The organism is Mycolicibacterium tusciae (assembly GCF_002086795.1).
In the GTDB taxonomy this organism is placed as follows: Bacteria; Actinomycetota; Actinomycetes; order Mycobacteriales; family Mycobacteriaceae; genus Mycobacterium; species Mycobacterium tusciae.
Genome location: NZ_MVIM01000009.1, coordinates 179,769 through 195,525 on the forward strand (window position 1 = coordinate 179,769; position 15,757 = coordinate 195,525).

Here is a 15,757-nt window from a genome sequence, read left to right on the forward strand (position 1 = left end):
AGCTGTATCAATCGGCCGGCGACAGTATCAGCGCGCTGGTGGGCACGCCCGTTCCCGATGTCACCAAGACGTTGTGAACGTCTTCGACCTGGTTGTGAGAGGTTCCGCGCACCTGCCGGACACCTTCGGTAATTCCGTTCATCCCGTGGATGTATGCCTCGCCGAGCAGCCCGCCGTTGGTGTTGATCGGCAATTCGCCACCGAGCGAGAGGCGATCCACGGTGACGAAGTCTTTCGCTTCGCCGCGACCGCAGAAGCCCAGTTCTTCGAGTTGGGCGAATACGAACGGCGTGAAGTGGTCATATAGGAACGCCGTTTGTATGTCGGTGGGCTTGAGCCCCGAGTCTCGCCAGAGCTTTTCGGCGACGACACCCATCTCAGGAAGACCGGTGATGTCATTGCGGTAGTAGCTCGTCATCATTTCGCCATCCGCCGCGGCGCCTTGCACCGCGGCGGTGATCACGGCGGGTGGACGCGGAAGGTCGCGCGCCCGCTCGGCGGTGGTGACGACCAAAGCGACGCCACCGTCACTCTCCTGACAACAATCGAGAAGCCGCAGAACGGGTTCTATGACCCACCGCGAGCTCTGGTGATCCTCGATCGTGATCGGCCGCTCGTAGAACCACGCATCGGGGTTGCGCGCCGCATGGGCACGGTCGACCACGGAGATCCTGCCGAAGTCTGCGTTGGTGACCCCGTAGGTCGACATATACCGCTGGGCGTGCAAAGCCACCCAGGCCGCGGGCGTCAACAATCCGAACGGTGCGTAGTTCGCCATGAACATCGGCGTCTCGGCAGTGGGCCTCGAAGTCGCACCACCAAAACGGAATCCCGAGCGTTCGTTGAATGCTCGATAGCATACGACGGCATCGGCGGTACCGGTCGCCACTGCCATCGCAGCTTGCACGACGGTGCCTGCCGCCGCGCCGCCGCCATGATGCACCCTGCTGAAAAAGGTGAGATCGCCGATCCCGACGTTGCGAGCGATATCGATCTCGTCACTCGAGTCCATCGTGAACGTGACCATGCCGTCGATGCCACTGGGCCGTAGGCCAGCGTCATCGATCGCGGCTTTGACTGCCTCACAAGCAAGTTGGAGTTCGCTTCGGCCGGATTCCTTCGAAAACTCGGTCTGCCCGATTCCGGCGATCGCAGCCTTCCCGCTCAGGCTCATTGCTCGCCGACCCGATTCTCGAGCAGGCTGAGCGTCGCCATTCCGGACACGTGGTCACCGAGACTGTTCGATCCCTTGAACGCGATCTCGACCAAGCCCTCGCCCTCGGCGCCCGCGGACGTGCCGGTCACCGTGCCGGTGAAGCGAAGCGGATCGTTGGGGAACGACGGTACGCCCAATCGGATCGACAGTTTCTTGACCATCGCTTCGGGTCCCGCCCAGTCGGTGAGGAACTTCGTGCACAACCCGTTGGTGGTCAGGATGTTCATGAACATGTTCGGCGATCCCTGCTGCTTCGCGAACTCGGGATCGTGGTGCACCGGCATGAAGTCACGAGAGGCGATCGCCCCCGCGACGATTACCGTCGCGGTGACCGGGACCTCCATCGGTGTGACCTCGTCGCCGGAGTTGATGTCACGCCAGTCCAAGGTGGTGCGGGATCGCCGAGAATTCACCGTAGTCATGGATCTCCTTCGTCAGTACGCAGCGCCGAGGCGCGCCAGCTGCTGGGTGGCCGAACCGAGTGTGAGCTCGTTGTGCTTGGCCCACAGGAAGTAACGGAACAACGGATAAGTGGTGTCGATGCCGATCCCACCGTGCACCTGCTGGGCGGTTGCCACGACCCGTGCACCCGCCTCTGCCGCCCAGAATTTCGCGATGCTCGCCTCACGGACCGCCTGTCGTCCCTCGCCAAGCAGCCAGGCCGCCTGCCACGTCGTCCAGCGGATGGCCTCGACATCGATGAAGGCGTCGGCCATGCGCTGTTGTACCGCCTGGAAGCTTCCGATCGGGCGGCCGAACTGCTCGCGCTCCGTGGTGTAGGACGCCGCCATGCGCAACGCGCGCTCTGTCACCCCGAGTTGAATCGCGCACAAGCCGACCAGCCCGCGGGTGTGCATCGACTCGACGATCTCGCGGCCATCACCGGCCAGGCAGCCATCATCCACAACCCTTGCACCATCGAGAAACACATCCGCATACGGCTCACCGTTGGTGGTATCCACCGGTCGGATCTCGACGCCGCCGGCATTCGCGTCGAGTAGGAAGACGCCGGCGTTTTCTCCGTCGATCGTGGCCGGGATCAGGATCGTTTGCGCGAGCTGAGCCGCTGGCACCAGCTCCTTGCTGCCGTCCAGCCGCCACCCATCGCCGTCGCGACGTGCGGATGTTGCCGGTGCGGTCGGATCGGAACGCGCAGGCTCGGCCACTGCGGCGGTCAGTATGCGCTCGCCGGTGACTACGTCGCGTAGGTAGTGTCTGCGCTGGCTGGCGTCGCCGTACCGTGCGATGGTGTCAGCGCCGAGGAGCAGGGTGGCGTAAAGGGGTACGGGCGCGACGCTGGCGCCCAGTTCGGCGAGCAGCAGCGCCAATTCGAGGAAGCCGTGCCCTGTCCCTCCGACGTCCTCGGGCAACGCAATTCCCAGCAGGTCCGCTTTCGCAAGCTCTTGCCACAGTGCCGCGTCGTAGCGAACGTCGCCGGCTTCCAGTTCAGTCAGACGTGTTGGTGTGGAACGGTGTTCGAACAATTGACGCGCGACCTTCGCGATCGTCTCCTGTTCTTCGGTGAATGTGAAGTCCATGTGCCGGCGACCCGTCTACCGTGCCGGACGGAATTGGTGTAGGACGAGTTGGCTGTCGCCGAGCGTGTCGAACGTCTGATAGATGACTTCGATCGGCATACCGACTCGGACATCGTCAGGAGCGATCTCGCACAGGTTGGATACCAGCCGCACACCTTCATCGAGTTCGACGAGCACGACGATGTACGGATACTCCATCAGCGGCATCGGCGGATGCTGCGGCATCACGTAGCTGTAAACGGTGCCGCGGCCCGAGGATTCGACAGTGTCCCATTCCAATGAGTTGCATCCCGGACACATCGGGCGTGCGGGCTGGCGCAATGCCTGACAGCCTGTGCATCGCTGGATCAGCAGCTTGTGATCACGGAGCCCATCCCAGAAGAACTGGTTGTCGGGACTGATCGTCGGTGCGAGTCGTGTCGCCATCAGTCTCCAGCCGTTCCGGCCGGTGCGCCGCTGCCCTTGAATCGGAAGACCCGGAAGCGTTGTCTGCCAAGCACTTCACCATCCTGGTCTGTGTAGGTGGATAACCACGTGATGAAATGACCGGCGCCCAGGGCGGTCTTCTTCTCGTCGGAGATCTCTTCGAAGACCTGCGTCACGGATATGACGTCGCCGAGGCGGGGATAGCGTTCGATGTCGAACTCCGAATTGGTCGCGACGATGCCGGTAAACCCGGCCTCCTCGATGAAGGCCGCCGGGTTGTGGCCCATTTCCATCGGAACGCCGCCGCGTTCGGCGATGCCCTCGATCTTGGGAGCCGGCATCGTCCACGTCTGCAGCATGACCGGCGGCGACACGATGCCACCGAACCTCGACTTGGCCGCGAACTCGGCGTCGAGGTATACGGGATTCATGTCATCGAGGGCATGCGCCCAGTGCCGGATCATGGGCTGATTCACCGGATCAGGTGCGAGTGTGGGCTTTCCGGAGCCGCCGGTCGGCTGCCCGATCAGCGCGTCGAGCTTCTCGCGGAAAGGAGAGGCACTCGGCTCCCGGTTGTCGGTCATTTGGCATCCCCATTCTGGTTGGCCCGAAGGTCGCGTGGTGCGCGTGGCATGAAAAGTCCTGCCATGGCGATGATGTCGCGTTGGAGCTCGTTGGCGCCACCACCGAACGTGTTGATCACCGCGATCCGGTACGCCGTTTCAAGCGCACCGCGCAGCGGGGCGTCCTCGCCCTTACGGATCCCATTGCCGTCGAGGACCTCGAGCAGTTCGCGGGCCACTTCCTGCGTCAACTCGGTACCGAACACTTTGACGGCGGATGCCTCGCCCATGCCGAGGGCCCCCTTGGTCATAGCCGCGTTGACCTGAAGATTCATGATCTTGTAGGCCGCGACCTGCGCCTCGACGCGAGCCAGCGCCAGCCGTACCCATGGCTGGTCGATCACCCGCCCGCCGTCGACCTCGGTGGTCTGAGCCCAGTGCAACGTCTTCTCGAACAACGGCTCGAGCGCACCCATATTGCCCAGCGCTGCGCGTTCGAAGTTCAGCTGCGTGGTGATCAATCGCCACCCTTCGTTCTCACCGGCGACGATCGAGTCTTCGGGTACACGGACATCGTCATAGAACGTGTAGAAGGTGGACACGCCCGGCATCGTGTGCAACGGCTTCCACGAGAATCCAGGTGACGACGTCGGCACGATGAAGATCGAGATGCCCTTGTGCTTCTTGACGGTGGGATCGGTGCGCGCCGCGAGCCAGATGTAGTCTGCGTACGCCGCACCGCTGGTGAACATCTTCGCACCGTTGATCACATAGTCGTGGCCGTCGCGCACGGCAGTGGTGCGCAATGACGCCAGATCGCTGCCCGCGGACGGCTCCGAATAGCCGATCGCGAACTCCACCGTGCCGTCGAGGATTCCTGGCAGGAATTTCTGCTTCTGCTCGTCGGTGCCGCACGATGCCAGCGTGGGTCCCACGGTGTTCAGTGTCACCAGCGGAATGGGCGCACTGACCCGTTGCGCCTCCTCGAAGAAGATGAACTGCTCCAGTGCGGTAAAGCCCCGTCCTCCGTATTCTTTGGGCCAGCCGACGCCGAGCAGGTTCGCCGCACCGAGCGCCCGCACGCATTCCTTGACGGCGTCGCCACCCTCCATACGGCCAGCCACCGCCGCGATGCGCTCGGGGTTCATCACGACCTCGAGCGACGCCCGGATCTCGGCGCGCAGTTCCTTCTGTTCCGGCGTGAAATCCAGATGCACGGCTCAGCGCCCCGTTCCGAGCCGAAGCGGCATGCGTTTGACGCCGGGCACCATCGTCGCCCGCATTCTGTCGACGTCGCCAACCAAATCGAGCTTCGGATAGCTGCCCAGTAGCACCTCGAAGAAGACGCGTGCCTCGAGTCGGGCCAGCTGCGCTCCGATGCACGAGTGCTCACCGCAACCGAAGGCGATGTGCGGGTTCGGATTACGCCCGAGCTTGAACTCCTCGGCGTCGGATCCGAAGATCTCCTCGTCGCGGTTGGCCGACCCGTAGAGCATGACGATGGTGTCGCCTTCCCGGATACGTTGCCCCCGGATCTCGACGTCGACGGTTGCCGTCCGTGCCATGTGGGTCACCGGGCTGCACCAGCGCAGCATCTCCTCCACCGCATCAGGGATCAGTGCGGGATCGCTGGCGAGCCGTGCGCAGATGTCGGGATGCTCGATGAGCGCCAACGTGCCCAGTGCGATCAGATTGCGGGTCGTTTCGTTGCCCGCCACGAGCAGTAGGAACGCGAAGTTCAACAGGTCCTCATCGGTTAACCGGGCGCCGTCGACCTCCGCGGTACTCAGCACCGAGAGCATGTCGTTTCGCGGCTCGCAACGCCGGGCGGCGATCAGCTGCTGGAAGTACTCGAACAGCTCGCCGATGGCCACCATCGAGTCGAGCTCGATTTCGGGATCGGCGTTCCCGGTGCACGCATCCGACCACCGCCGGAAACTTTCCCAGTCGTCGGGCGGGGCGCCGAGCAATTCGGCGATCATCCGGGTCGGCAGCGGGGCCGCGAGAGTCTCCGCGAACTCCACCGTGGAGTCGGCGCTGATGTCGGCCAGCACGCCGTAGACGATCTGGCGCACCTTCGGTTCGAGGTTGGCGACCTGACGCCGTGTGAATCCGGTGTTGATCAGCTTGCGGAGCTGCCGGTGGCGCGGCGGGTCGGTGAAGATGAGGTTGCCCTCTTGAACCGGATTGGGAAACTCCGGGTCGGGGATGGTGATCCCCTTGGTCGAGGAGAACTTGGCCGGATTCGTGGACACGTACCTGATGTCCTCGTACTTCAGTAGCGCCCAGAAATGGGTGACGTCATTCCAGCTGACCGGATCGTTAGCGCGCAGTTCCTTGTACGCCGGATACGGATCGCCCACGAAGAAGTCGGGGGAGTGCAGAGGGACTTCGGTACGCAAGGCGGCCTCCCTCGATGGCATCAGACAGATATACGTAATCTGTCCGATTCATATGTGTCTACTTGATGGCATTGGCGCTGTCAATGACCAGTGATCTGTTGGAATTCAAGCGAGTTGGATCACCGTGATTGACGGGCGCGTCCGACAGGTGTACACCAAGTGTTGACCAATGATCAGGTGAGGAAGCGATATGGCCGACGCACGTCCACTCCTCGATTCATATGAGCTGTACATCGACGGGCGGTGGGTGGAGCCCGGGAGCGGTCGCTATGACGATATTTCGCCGGCGACGGAGGCGACGATCGCCCAAGCTCCCGACGCCAGCGTTGCCGATGTCGATGCGGCGATCTCGGCCGCGCACCGTGCGTTCGACTCAGGGCCGTGGGCCAACGCCTCGGTGGAGGACCGCTCACGATGCCTCGATCAGCTGGGCAATGCACTCATGGAACGTGCCGACGAGTTCTTTGCGCTGTCGCAGGCAGAGTGGGGCTGCACCGCCAACGAGCGCGTGATCCAGATCGACGGCCCGGCCTTCATGGCGATGAACACAGCCGAATTGACACTGCAACTCGACGATCAGCAGATCAGTCCCTTCGGGGCGGCCGGAACGACGTTGCTTCGTCACGAGCCGCAGGGCGTGGTGTCGATCCTGACCCCGTGGAACTTTCCCCACAGCCTCAACGTGATGAAGGTGAGTCGTGCGTTGGCCGCGGGCAACACCATCGTGCTCAAACCCTCACCGCTGACCCCACTGGCCGGTCTTGCGCTCGCACGAATCATCGACGAGCACACCGACATTCCGCCGGGTGTGGTCAACGTGGTCACCCCGACCTCGGTCGAGGCTAGCAAGCTGCTGACGACCGACCCGCGTATCGACATGGTGAGCTTCACCGGGAGTTCCCTGGTCGGTCGGCAGGTGATGGCTGCCGCGGGCGCCACCATGAAACGTATCCTGCTCGAGTGCGGCGGAAAGTCGGCTGGCATCTTTCTCGACGATGTCGACGTGACCGACGAGCTGCTGGAACGGTTCCTCTTCGACGGCTGCTCGCTGCATGCCGGGCAGGCGTGCATCCTGCAAAGCCGCCTGCTGCTGCCGGAGCGAATCCATGACAGCGTCGTCGACAGGCTCGTCGAGTTGGCCAGGTGCGTAAAGGTCGGCAACCCAACGGATCTCGATGTGCAGATGGGTCCGCTCATCAGTCGAACTCAACTGGAACGAGTTGAAGCGCATGTCGCCGCGGCGGTTGACGACGGCGCAACGGTGGTTGCCGGCGGTCGACGGCCTTCCGGCCTCGACCAGGGTTTCTACTACGAGCCGACGATCCTGACAGGCGTCGCCCCGGACTCGACGATCGCGCAGGAAGAGGTGTTCGGTCCGGTGTTGACGGTGCTGCGCTATCGGGATGACGACGACGCGGTCGCGATCGCCAACAACTCGCAGTACGGACTGTCCGGCGCGGTATGGGGCGCCGACGTCGACCGTGCAGTCGCCGTCGCGCGCCGTGTCCGCACCGGACAGATCGCCGTGAACGGTTGCATCCCAGGCGATGCGCCGTTTGGCGGCTTCAAGCAGAGCGGACTGGGCCGCGAAGGCGGCGGATTGCCCGGTCTGTACAGCTATATGGAACAGAAGGCCATCGGAATTCCGGCGTGATGGCGGCGCTGGAGGGTCTGCGCGTCGTCGAGATCGCCGAGGAGATCGCCGGGCCGTACTGCGCCAAGTTGCTGGTCGACCTCGGCGCTGATGTCACGAAGGTCGAACCCCCGTCCGGGGACCCGATGCGGCGCTGGGGACCGTTCCCGGGCGGGAGGTCGGATCCAAATAAGTCGGGGCTGTTCGAATATCTGAATGCGGGAAAGCGGGGTGCCACAGTCGATCTCGACAGCGATGCACCTACGGTTGGGGCGTTGATCTCGCAGGCGCACCTGCTGGTGGACGGTCTGCGGCCAGGAGCGCTGGACAGAGTAGGCCTCGGCAAGGACGCGCTGTCGGCCCTGAGCCCCGACCTCGTTGTCGTCCGCATCTCCGACTTTGGCCAGCATGGCCCGTTGCGTGATCGCGACGCCACACCCCTGACTGTGCAGGCGGCGTCGGGATGGGTCAACACCAGAGAACCAGGTCGGCCGCCGGTGCAGGCAGGCGGTCGAATCTCCGAGTACGTCGCCGGCGGCTACGGCGCTCTTGCCGCCCTCACTGCGTTACGAATCCGGGGCGCTAATACCACCGGCGTTCTCGAGGTCGACCTATCTGCGTTCGAGTCGCTGTTGTCGACACTGCCATACCCGATGCTGCTGGCCGAGAAAATAAAGAGCCTTGGTATGCCGTCCAATACCCGGTCCGCCCCGATGATGGGTATCCTGAGGGCCGCCGACGGCTGGCTTGGAATCAACTGCCTGACCGGACAACACTGGCTGGACGCATGCGCGATGCTGGAGTTGTCCGAGTACGGCGAACTACAGATCGAGATCATGCTCGGGGGGCCCGAACGCGGCGAGTTTCTCGAAAAGGCACAACCCTGGCTCGCAGAACGGACCGTGGCCGAGATCGTCGAGCTGAGTCAGGCGATGCGGATTCCTGCGGCACCGGTCAATGATGGGGCGACGGTGCTGGAGTCTGCGCAGTACCGTGAGCGCGGCTTCTTCGTTGGTTCTGGTCGCGACGACTGGACATTCCGTAGGCCAGGCGCACCCTTCCGATTGGAGAAGTCGCCGGTGTCACCGCCGCGGCCCGCGCCTGCTTTCGGTACCGGCGGATCTGCGGCGGTCAAAGCCGGCGGACATGAACAGCCGCGAGGCGGTGCGGAAATGAATTTCGCCATGCCGTTCGAGGACATCAAGGTGCTCGACCTGTCCACGTTTTGGGCCGGCGCATACCTGACGTGCTACCTCGGGGCTTTCGGTGCCGAGATCGTCAAGGTCGAATCGATCCAACGACCCGACGGGTTCCGCTACTCGGGGGCATGGGCGCACGAGGGTGACCGCTGGTACGAGCGCAGTGGAATGTGGCAGGCGACCAACCTCAACAAGCGGGACATCACTTTGGATCTCACCTCGGACGCGGGCCGCGATATCGTGCGAAGGCTAGTCCGCGAGGCCGACGTCGTCGTCGAGAACTTTTCGCCGCGGGTGATCGAGCACTTCGGGCTTGACTACGACTCCCTCGTCGAACTCAAACCCGATGTCATCCTCGTGCGGATGCCGGGATACGGGTTGCACGGGCCCTGGCGTGACTATGTCGGATGGGCGCTCAATTTCGAGCAGACCGCGGGAATGTCGGCGATCACCGGATACGCCGACGGGTCTCCCTGCAATCTGCAGGGTCCGGCCGATCCGATCGTCGGGGTGCACGCGGGCGTTGCACTACTCGGCGCGCTGGAGCACCGCCGCCGCACCGGGGAGGGACAGCTCATCGAGGTGGCGCAGATCGAGGTGGCGGCGTGTGTGACGGCCGAACCCGTCATCGAATATACGATGAACGGGATTCTCCAGCTGCGCAACGGTAATCGGCACCGAGGGCTCGTACAAGGTGTCTATCCGACCGCTGTCGACGACGACTGGGTGGCATTGTCGGTGCGCGATGACCGCGATTGGACGCAGTTGGTGGAAGCGATGCGTCGACCAGACCTTGCGGCCGACGCCCGGTTCGCATATTCGGCGAGCCGTGAACGATTCCACGACGACTTCGACGACGTGGTCACGGATTGGACGCGAGCGTTGACGGCGGATCAGATCGTCGACGAACTCGCGTCACGCCACGTGCCTGCCGAGCGAGTGATGACCGCGGATCGGATGTACGACATCCCGCAGTTGGACGAACGTCGGTACTACGAGGAGATCGAGAACCCGGTGACCGGCCGGCACCGCTATCCTGGTTGGCCGTTCACGATGACGCCGGGACCGGACCGCCACCACCGCTTCGCCTCACCGACACTCGGACAACACAACGAGGAGATTCTTCGTGGCCTGGGTCTATCGGATGACGAGATTGAGAACCTGCGTGCACAGCACGTCATCGGGGAAACCGCACTCCACGCCTAGCGTTCCACCACCTGCGACCAATAGCGGCTCTCCCGTTCGGTCATCTCGTTGGATGTGATAGCGCCAAACGCCGCGGCGTCGCGCGTGAATCGCGCCGGCGCTTCGGGGAGTGCGTCCGGGCCTTCGAGCCGGAAACAACTCGGCGCCAGCGGACCGAACAGCAATGCTCTGCGCATTTTCGGCCAGTTCTCCAGATGCGGCTCCACACCGGCGGCGCGCGCAAAGGCGACCGCCACCAAGTTCATCCGGGTCTTCTGCGACAGTCCGCGGCTCGCGCGGTATCCCGCGATCGCTGCCCTCTGCGCGCTCTCGTCGGGCAGCGGTACCGCACCACCCCAGGTGTAGGCGATCCAGCGGGCCTGAAGTTCCAGCGGCACAAAGTATCCGCCCGACTGATCCCACATGCCCGCCATCGCCAGGCCCGGAAGATCAGGATGGAAGGTGAAGCGGTCGGCGTCCAGGTGCACCGCATCGACGTCGAGAGCGTGTCGGATTTCGTCGCCGAGGAACGGCAGATTCAATGCGAACCCGGTCCCGAACAGGATCCCGTCGAATTCCTCGACGTGTCCGTCGTCGAAGCTCACCTTCGGCCCGTCGACCGACGTCATCCACGGCCGCACGGAAATTCGTCCTTCGGCTACCAATGGGAGATACCCTTGGTTGAGGGTGACACCGGCGGCGAACAATGAGGAATCAGGCGCCGGCGCACCGTACTGCTCGGGGCTGCCGTTGGCGTCCACCACGATCTCTTTGAGTTGGCGATCGATCTCGGCCGGTGGGAGTGTTTCGTTCGCCAGCGCTCCGTACCGCGTGAAGATCCGATGGTCGGATGGGATGCCCGCAGCGAACTTGGGTAGGACGTAGCGTTGCTTTCGCTGGGTGACGACCACCCGCGTCGCACCGAGGTACGCCAGTTCCGTGGCGATGTCCAACGCGCTGACCGCACAACCCGCCACCAGAACACGCTTACCCACATAGGGATTCGCTCCCCGATAGTCGAACGTCGACAACGCGCCTGCGGAGCCGACGAACGTCTCGATGCCCGGCACTTCGGGTATGGCGGGGGAGCGGAACCTGCCGGTTGCCACCACGACGCGGTCGAAGGCCTCGTCGGCGCCGTTGAGCGTCACCTGCCATCCGGTTCCGGTGCGACGGACGTGGTCCACCCGTTGTCCGAACCGGATCCGGGTCCGCAGACCGAACATGTCGGCGTAGCGGTTCAAGTAGTCGAGGACGTCGCGGTTGGACAGGAACGTCTGGTCGCCGTCGTGCTCCAGGTCGCTGAAGGCCGTCAACACGCGACTGGTGTTGGTGTACATGGCCGGCCACACACCGCTGAAACCGGACAGACCGGTCCACTGCCCGCCCAGCTGGGGCTGCTGCTCGAAGATCGTCGGATCGAACCCCTGCGAACACAGCCACCGTGCCGTGACGAGCCCGCCGGGCCCGGCGCCGATCACCGCGACGGTTTCGGTCATCTGACGGCGGCTCGAATCACGTCAGGCGTCGATTTCGCCACCGCGCCAAGCGGTTCGCGGGCTCGTGGGTCGCCGCCATCACCGCGCTCATCGGCGACGCCACCGATGCCGCGTGGGCGGGCTCGGCGCCCGGGACCGCAGACCGGTCACCCTCCCACCACGTCGGCTGAAGGAGCGCCGTCGTCACGGGGATGGCCTTGTCGAGGCTCTTACGTCCCCACGTACAGGCGCGGTCGATGGACGCCGCCGACGGTGCGAGATTCGCGGGCGACAGCGTCGGCGCGAAACGCACCAGATGGTCGGCATACTGCGCGTTGCGCACCATCTGCAACTGGACCGCCTGGGCGATCGGGACGAGCCACAGGTGGCGGGGGTCCCATTGCGGGTGAAAGCAGTCGAATGCGAGGTAGCAGGCATTACGGGTGCCGAGCCTGCCGTCGCGGACCCGCTTCCATGCCAGCTCGACGGGCACGTTGCTCGCGGCGCCACCGTCGACCAACGCGGCGACCTCCTTGTCTTCACACAGCGCGTCGAGCAACGGGACCATTCGTGGATCGCTCGTTTCATGGTGCAGCACACCGGGAATGGCCGACGAAAAGGATGCCGCGTCAACGACGTCGAACTGGCGAGTCTGGTCGTTGTCGCCGATGACGACCGGCTTGACGACCCGCAGGTCGATGAATGCAGACACCTGCCACAACCGCGCCGCTACCTGGGGCCCGATACCGATGGGGAGGAAGGGCAGCGTCCGCATCTGCAATGCCGCCAATTCCGGGCGGCGAAATCTCGACGGCAAAGCCGCATAGGGCTGCCTGCGCACGCCGGCGACCACGACGTCGAACGGAATCGCCAAGTCCGACATCCGCATCCGCTCGCCATCGGCACGTCTGAACAGCGCATCGGCGAACTGGTCGAAGCGCAACGAAAACACACCGGCCAACCCGTGCCTGCGGCGAAGGCGCTCGGGGCCCAGGATCGCGCCGTACGACACGGTCTTGGCCCACGCGACGTACTCCTCGATGGGTACCGGCAGAGCCCGGGCGACCACACTGCCCATGATCGATCCGAATGACGAGCCGATCATGTAGTCCGGTACCTGACCGGCCTCGAGCAGTCGTTGCATGCCGCCGATATAGACAAACCCCGCACCGCCACCGCCGCCGAGTACGGTAACGAGTTTCTTGTATCCGACCTCGGCATCGAGTTCGGCGGGGGAGAAATCGTTCCCGTGATTGTCGATCAGCTGACGACGTTGCTCGTCCTGGTCGCCGGTCAGTTCCGCCAGGACATCGCGTGCCTTCGCCAATGCCTTTGTCGGGTCACGTTCCTCGCGCAGCGGGCCGTACAGCGAATCGGCCACCCTCGCGCGCCACGGTGCCACCTCGGCGCCCACCGAGATGTCGCCGCGTCCGCGGCTGCCGCTTGGGCCCGCAGCTCCGGGCTCGAAATCGGAGAGCCGGGCGAAGTTGAGGATGTAGCGCAGCTTGCGCAATTCTTCGGGGCTCAACACCTCCGGTTTGGCGAGATGATGTCGGACGAGCTTGTTCTCCATCTTCTGCAGGAGAAGCGTCGGCTCGGCGGACGGCAAAGCGACAGTGCCGACGGAGTCGACGACCTCGTCCTCGACTGCCTCGACGAGGTCGAGCGCGACCTCACGGCGGCTGAGCCGATTGAATACGGCATCGGCTGAAGAGTCTTCCATGCGGTGTGATTACGTCCAGCGTCTGTCGAAGCCGGCCTGGCGCGATTCGATCTGATCCAGACGGTCCTGTTCGGTGATGAAGTCCTCTGCGGGCAGGAACTCGCGGAGCTCGTCGTGGGTCATGACGCGCTGATCCACGATGCGGGGTTGATTCGGCGAGTCGGGGTCGATGTCCTGGAACCGGATCGCCAGGGTGCCCTGATTCAAGTCATTCGTCGAAATCCAATTCGCCGCAAGCGGATCGGTCGGCGAGATCACCACGGTGTAGGTGCCGTCTGGATTTCTCTTCGCCTGGTCCATGTTCAGGCTCGCGGGCTCGTTCCGGTAGTCGTTCGTGATCGTCCACACGTTGTAGGTAGGCACGACGAAGTATCCGGCGTCGCCGGGATCGATGGTGAGCACGAGGGCCTGGTCGTCCTCGAGTTGGAAGTGGCCGTTGCTCTGCAGCTGGTTCGCGAGGAACTCCGCATTGCTGGACGGCTGGCTGACGGTGTTGACCGGGCGAGGTTCCCCGGTTTCCGGGTCGGTGGTCGCCAGCGCCATGTATTTTTCCTGCTCCGATGCGCCACGCACGATCAGAATGAACGTGGCGACCGCGCCCCGCAGTGCCGGAGGCATGTACGGCGCTGGTGGGACAGTCGACACCAGGTCGACGAGCAGGGGATCGCCGACGATGCTTTCTCCGAAGAACGCGAAGCCGCCGAGTTGAGCGAACAAACTGGGGGGCGGGCCCGCGACGCGCTCGACAGTCAGGCTCATCGGCGTTTCGTCGTTCCAGTCGCCCAAGGTGTCGCGCACCGCGATGATCGTGGAGTTGTTGGTCAGCTGCAGGTGATTCGGTCGTCCGTCTGCGGGCTCTCTGTCGACGATGATCTCGAAGCTGCCGTCCTCGTTGACCATGTCCTCGGTGATGGTCATGACCGTGGTCGTCGTTCCTGAAGCGCCCGACAGCACACTGAAGGTGACGTTGGTGGGCCGTGCTTCGACGTTGTCCCAATCGTGGAACTGGCCTCTGATGACATACGTCGATGCGCCGTTGACACCGATGAAGCGATAAACGGTGTCAGGGTTGTCATAGAGGATCCGGCTCCCGGCCACGTACCGGCCGTCCCAGAAGTGCGGCGGGGCGACCTGGGCGACCACCGTCGGGTTCATCGAGTCGAGCAGCAACTGCTGGAACGAGGCGGCCCTGGCGTATTCGTCGACCGCCCGGTCGAGCTGCGCCATGTTCTCCGCGTCGATACCGTCGGGGTACAGCCGGTTGGCTGCGGCCAGGAACTGCTGGCGCAGAACAAGTTTCATCGCCGTCACGGGGAACGACTGCGCAGTTTGTTCGGCGATCTCCTCGGCGCTGAATTGCTGAGGTGTGGCCAGCGGGCTGGTGGCTGCGGCGGCCGCCACGTCCTCGGTCACCAGTGCCGCGACCGGCCCACTGGCGGCAGAAACGACGCGCGAGTCGAAGTTTCCGAGCTCTCGGCGCACCCAGCCCAGCATCGCCCACGCCATTGGAGGCTGCGGCGGTGCCGTCGGTCCGGTGGCCGCTTGCGAGCTGAAACCCAAGGCGGACAACACCGTACCGACCACGCCGCCGACGTCGGTGGACACCGTCGCGGCGGGGGCGGTCACCCGTGGCAACTCCTTCGGCGATGGCGCGACGATGGCGGTGAAGAACTTCTCGACCGGGGCAGGCGCTGGATCGGCGACCGCGGCGGTACTCACGGTGTCTCGCGCTGCTGGTTGGTTGGTGGCCGTCGACGCGGTGGCTGCCGTCCGTAGGGCGTTGAATGCCTGTCGAACGGTGTTGACATGCTCGTCCAGCGAGACCCGGCTGCTACGCGTATTCAGCTTGCGGGTCATGCGGTTCGAGTCGTCGTCCTCGTTCTTCTTCGACCCAATTGATCCTTCGCCGTCATTGGGCGATCCCTCATCGTCATCGTCATCGTCTTCGTCATCGTCGTCGTCGTCTTCGTCGTCGTCTCGGTCATTGTTCGCGTCGTCGTTGCCGGCGTTCACGCCGATCGTCGTGCCCGTCGTGCCCGTCGTGCCCGTCGTACTCGTTGTACCCGTCGTCGCGCCCGTCGCACCCGTGCCCTGTCCTCCGGCGGAACCGGTGTCCGTCGTTCCCGCGCCGCCGGGGGACGAGTCCGAGGCACCCGACGTTCCGTCCTGTGCCCATGCCACAGCTGGGCTGTTGGCGACGGCGACTCCGATCCCGAGCACGACAGCCAGCGCGCCGACCCTCCCGATGAAACGTCCGTAGCCGGTTGACGTCGTTGCCAAGGAGTTCGTAGCCATGGAAGGCCTTTCGTGCATCAGCTGATCGAGATTCAGCTGTTTGCTCGACGGTAATCGCGGTCCAGCCGTTTCCGCATGCACTTTCGGTTGTTTGCAGGA

Annotated in this window: 12 protein-coding genes; 2 read left to right on the forward strand and 10 right to left on the reverse strand. The window is 64.1% G+C overall.

The annotated features are described in order from the left end of the window. Positions 1–7: 7 nt before the first annotated feature. Genes BST47_RS18385 through BST47_RS18415 form a run of 7 tightly spaced genes read right to left on the reverse strand, consistent with a single transcriptional unit; the run spans position 8 to position 6,166 of the window. Positions 8–1,174, reverse strand: coding sequence for a lipid-transfer protein (locus BST47_RS18385; protein WP_083127043.1), 1,167 nt, complete (start codon positions 1,172–1,174; stop codon positions 8–10). After that, positions 1,171–1,638: a MaoC family dehydratase gene (locus BST47_RS18390; RefSeq protein WP_083127044.1), complete on the reverse strand. Its 468-nt coding sequence runs from the start codon at positions 1,636–1,638 to the stop codon at positions 1,171–1,173. The genes BST47_RS18385 and BST47_RS18390 overlap by 4 nt, the downstream gene beginning before the upstream one ends. A 12-nt stretch (positions 1,639–1,650) precedes the next feature. Further along, positions 1,651–2,754 carry an acyl-CoA dehydrogenase family protein gene (locus tag BST47_RS18395; protein WP_083127046.1) on the reverse strand — a complete coding sequence of 368 codons (1,104 nt, stop codon included), beginning with the start codon at positions 2,752–2,754 and terminating at the stop codon, positions 1,651–1,653. Positions 2,755–2,769: 15 nt separating this feature from the next. Further along, entirely contained in the window at positions 2,770–3,180 is a 411-nt protein-coding gene (locus BST47_RS18400; RefSeq protein WP_083127048.1) for a Zn-ribbon domain-containing OB-fold protein, read from the reverse strand. Continuing rightward, positions 3,180–3,764: an FAS1-like dehydratase domain-containing protein gene (locus tag BST47_RS18405; protein ID WP_083127050.1), complete on the reverse strand. Its 585-nt coding sequence runs from the start codon at positions 3,762–3,764 to the stop codon at positions 3,180–3,182. Before BST47_RS18405 ends, BST47_RS18400 begins: the two co-directional genes overlap by 1 nt. Further along, positions 3,761–4,960, reverse strand: a complete 1,200-nt coding sequence (locus BST47_RS18410) for an acyl-CoA dehydrogenase family protein (protein ID WP_083127052.1) — start codon at positions 4,958–4,960, stop codon at positions 3,761–3,763. The genes BST47_RS18405 and BST47_RS18410 overlap by 4 nt, the downstream gene beginning before the upstream one ends. Positions 4,961–4,963: 3 nt before the next feature. Beyond that, positions 4,964–6,166, reverse strand: a complete 1,203-nt coding sequence (locus BST47_RS18415; protein ID WP_165799816.1) for a cytochrome P450 — start codon at positions 6,164–6,166, stop codon at positions 4,964–4,966. Between the two features lie 169 nt (positions 6,167–6,335). Here BST47_RS18415 and BST47_RS18420 point away from each other — a divergent pair, with 169 nt between their 5' ends. Beyond that, positions 6,336–7,799, forward strand: coding sequence for an aldehyde dehydrogenase family protein (locus tag BST47_RS18420; RefSeq protein WP_083127053.1), 1,464 nt, complete (start codon positions 6,336–6,338; stop codon positions 7,797–7,799). Next, entirely contained in the window at positions 7,799–10,183 is a 2,385-nt protein-coding gene (locus tag BST47_RS18425) for a CaiB/BaiF CoA transferase family protein (RefSeq protein ID WP_083127055.1), read from the forward strand. The genes BST47_RS18420 and BST47_RS18425 overlap by 1 nt, the downstream gene beginning before the upstream one ends. Here BST47_RS18425 and BST47_RS18430 read toward each other — a convergent pair. From BST47_RS18430 to BST47_RS18440, 3 genes are read right to left on the reverse strand one after another with little or no spacing between them, the layout of a single operon-like run. Further along, positions 10,180–11,661: a flavin-containing monooxygenase gene (locus BST47_RS18430; protein ID WP_083127057.1), complete on the reverse strand. Its 1,482-nt coding sequence runs from the start codon at positions 11,659–11,661 to the stop codon at positions 10,180–10,182. The two genes, BST47_RS18425 and BST47_RS18430, sit on opposite strands and share 4 nt — an antisense overlap. Before the next feature lie 16 nt (positions 11,662–11,677). After that, on the reverse strand, positions 11,678–13,363 hold the full coding sequence (locus BST47_RS18435) for a patatin-like phospholipase family protein (RefSeq protein ID WP_083127059.1): 1,686 nt from the start codon (positions 13,361–13,363) through the stop codon (positions 11,678–11,680). A 9-nt stretch (positions 13,364–13,372) separates the two neighbouring features. Continuing rightward, positions 13,373–15,658 (reverse strand): DUF1214 domain-containing protein, encoded by a 2,286-nt coding sequence (locus BST47_RS18440; protein ID WP_083127110.1) that lies wholly within the window; start codon positions 15,656–15,658, stop codon positions 13,373–13,375. Between the last annotated feature and the right edge of the window lie 99 nt (positions 15,659–15,757).

Bases quoted from the DNA above. Each gene is read 5' to 3' on its own strand.
- BST47_RS18395 (WP_083127046.1), bottom strand. From the start codon at position 2,754: ATGGACTTCACATTCACCGAAGAACAGGAGACGATCGCGAAGGTCGCG.
- BST47_RS18420 (WP_083127053.1), top strand. From the start codon at position 6,336: ATGGCCGACGCACGTCCACTCCTCGATTCATATGAGCTGTACATCGAC.
- BST47_RS18440 (WP_083127110.1), bottom strand. From the start codon at position 15,658: ATGGCTACGAACTCCTTGGCAACGACGTCAACCGGCTACGGACGTTTC.
- BST47_RS18385 (WP_083127043.1), bottom strand. From the start codon at position 1,174: ATGAGCCTGAGCGGGAAGGCTGCGATCGCCGGAATCGGGCAGACCGAG.
- BST47_RS18435 (WP_083127059.1), bottom strand. From the start codon at position 13,363: ATGGAAGACTCTTCAGCCGATGCCGTATTCAATCGGCTCAGCCGCCGT.
- BST47_RS18425 (WP_083127055.1), top strand. From the start codon at position 7,799: ATGGCGGCGCTGGAGGGTCTGCGCGTCGTCGAGATCGCCGAGGAGATC.
- BST47_RS18430 (WP_083127057.1), bottom strand. From the start codon at position 11,661: ATGACCGAAACCGTCGCGGTGATCGGCGCCGGGCCCGGCGGGCTCGTC.
- BST47_RS18390 (WP_083127044.1), bottom strand. From the start codon at position 1,638: ATGACTACGGTGAATTCTCGGCGATCCCGCACCACCTTGGACTGGCGT.
- BST47_RS18415 (WP_165799816.1), bottom strand. From the start codon at position 6,166: ATGCCATCGAGGGAGGCCGCCTTGCGTACCGAAGTCCCTCTGCACTCC.
- BST47_RS18400 (WP_083127048.1), bottom strand. From the start codon at position 3,180: ATGGCGACACGACTCGCACCGACGATCAGTCCCGACAACCAGTTCTTC.
- BST47_RS18405 (WP_083127050.1), bottom strand. From the start codon at position 3,764: ATGACCGACAACCGGGAGCCGAGTGCCTCTCCTTTCCGCGAGAAGCTC.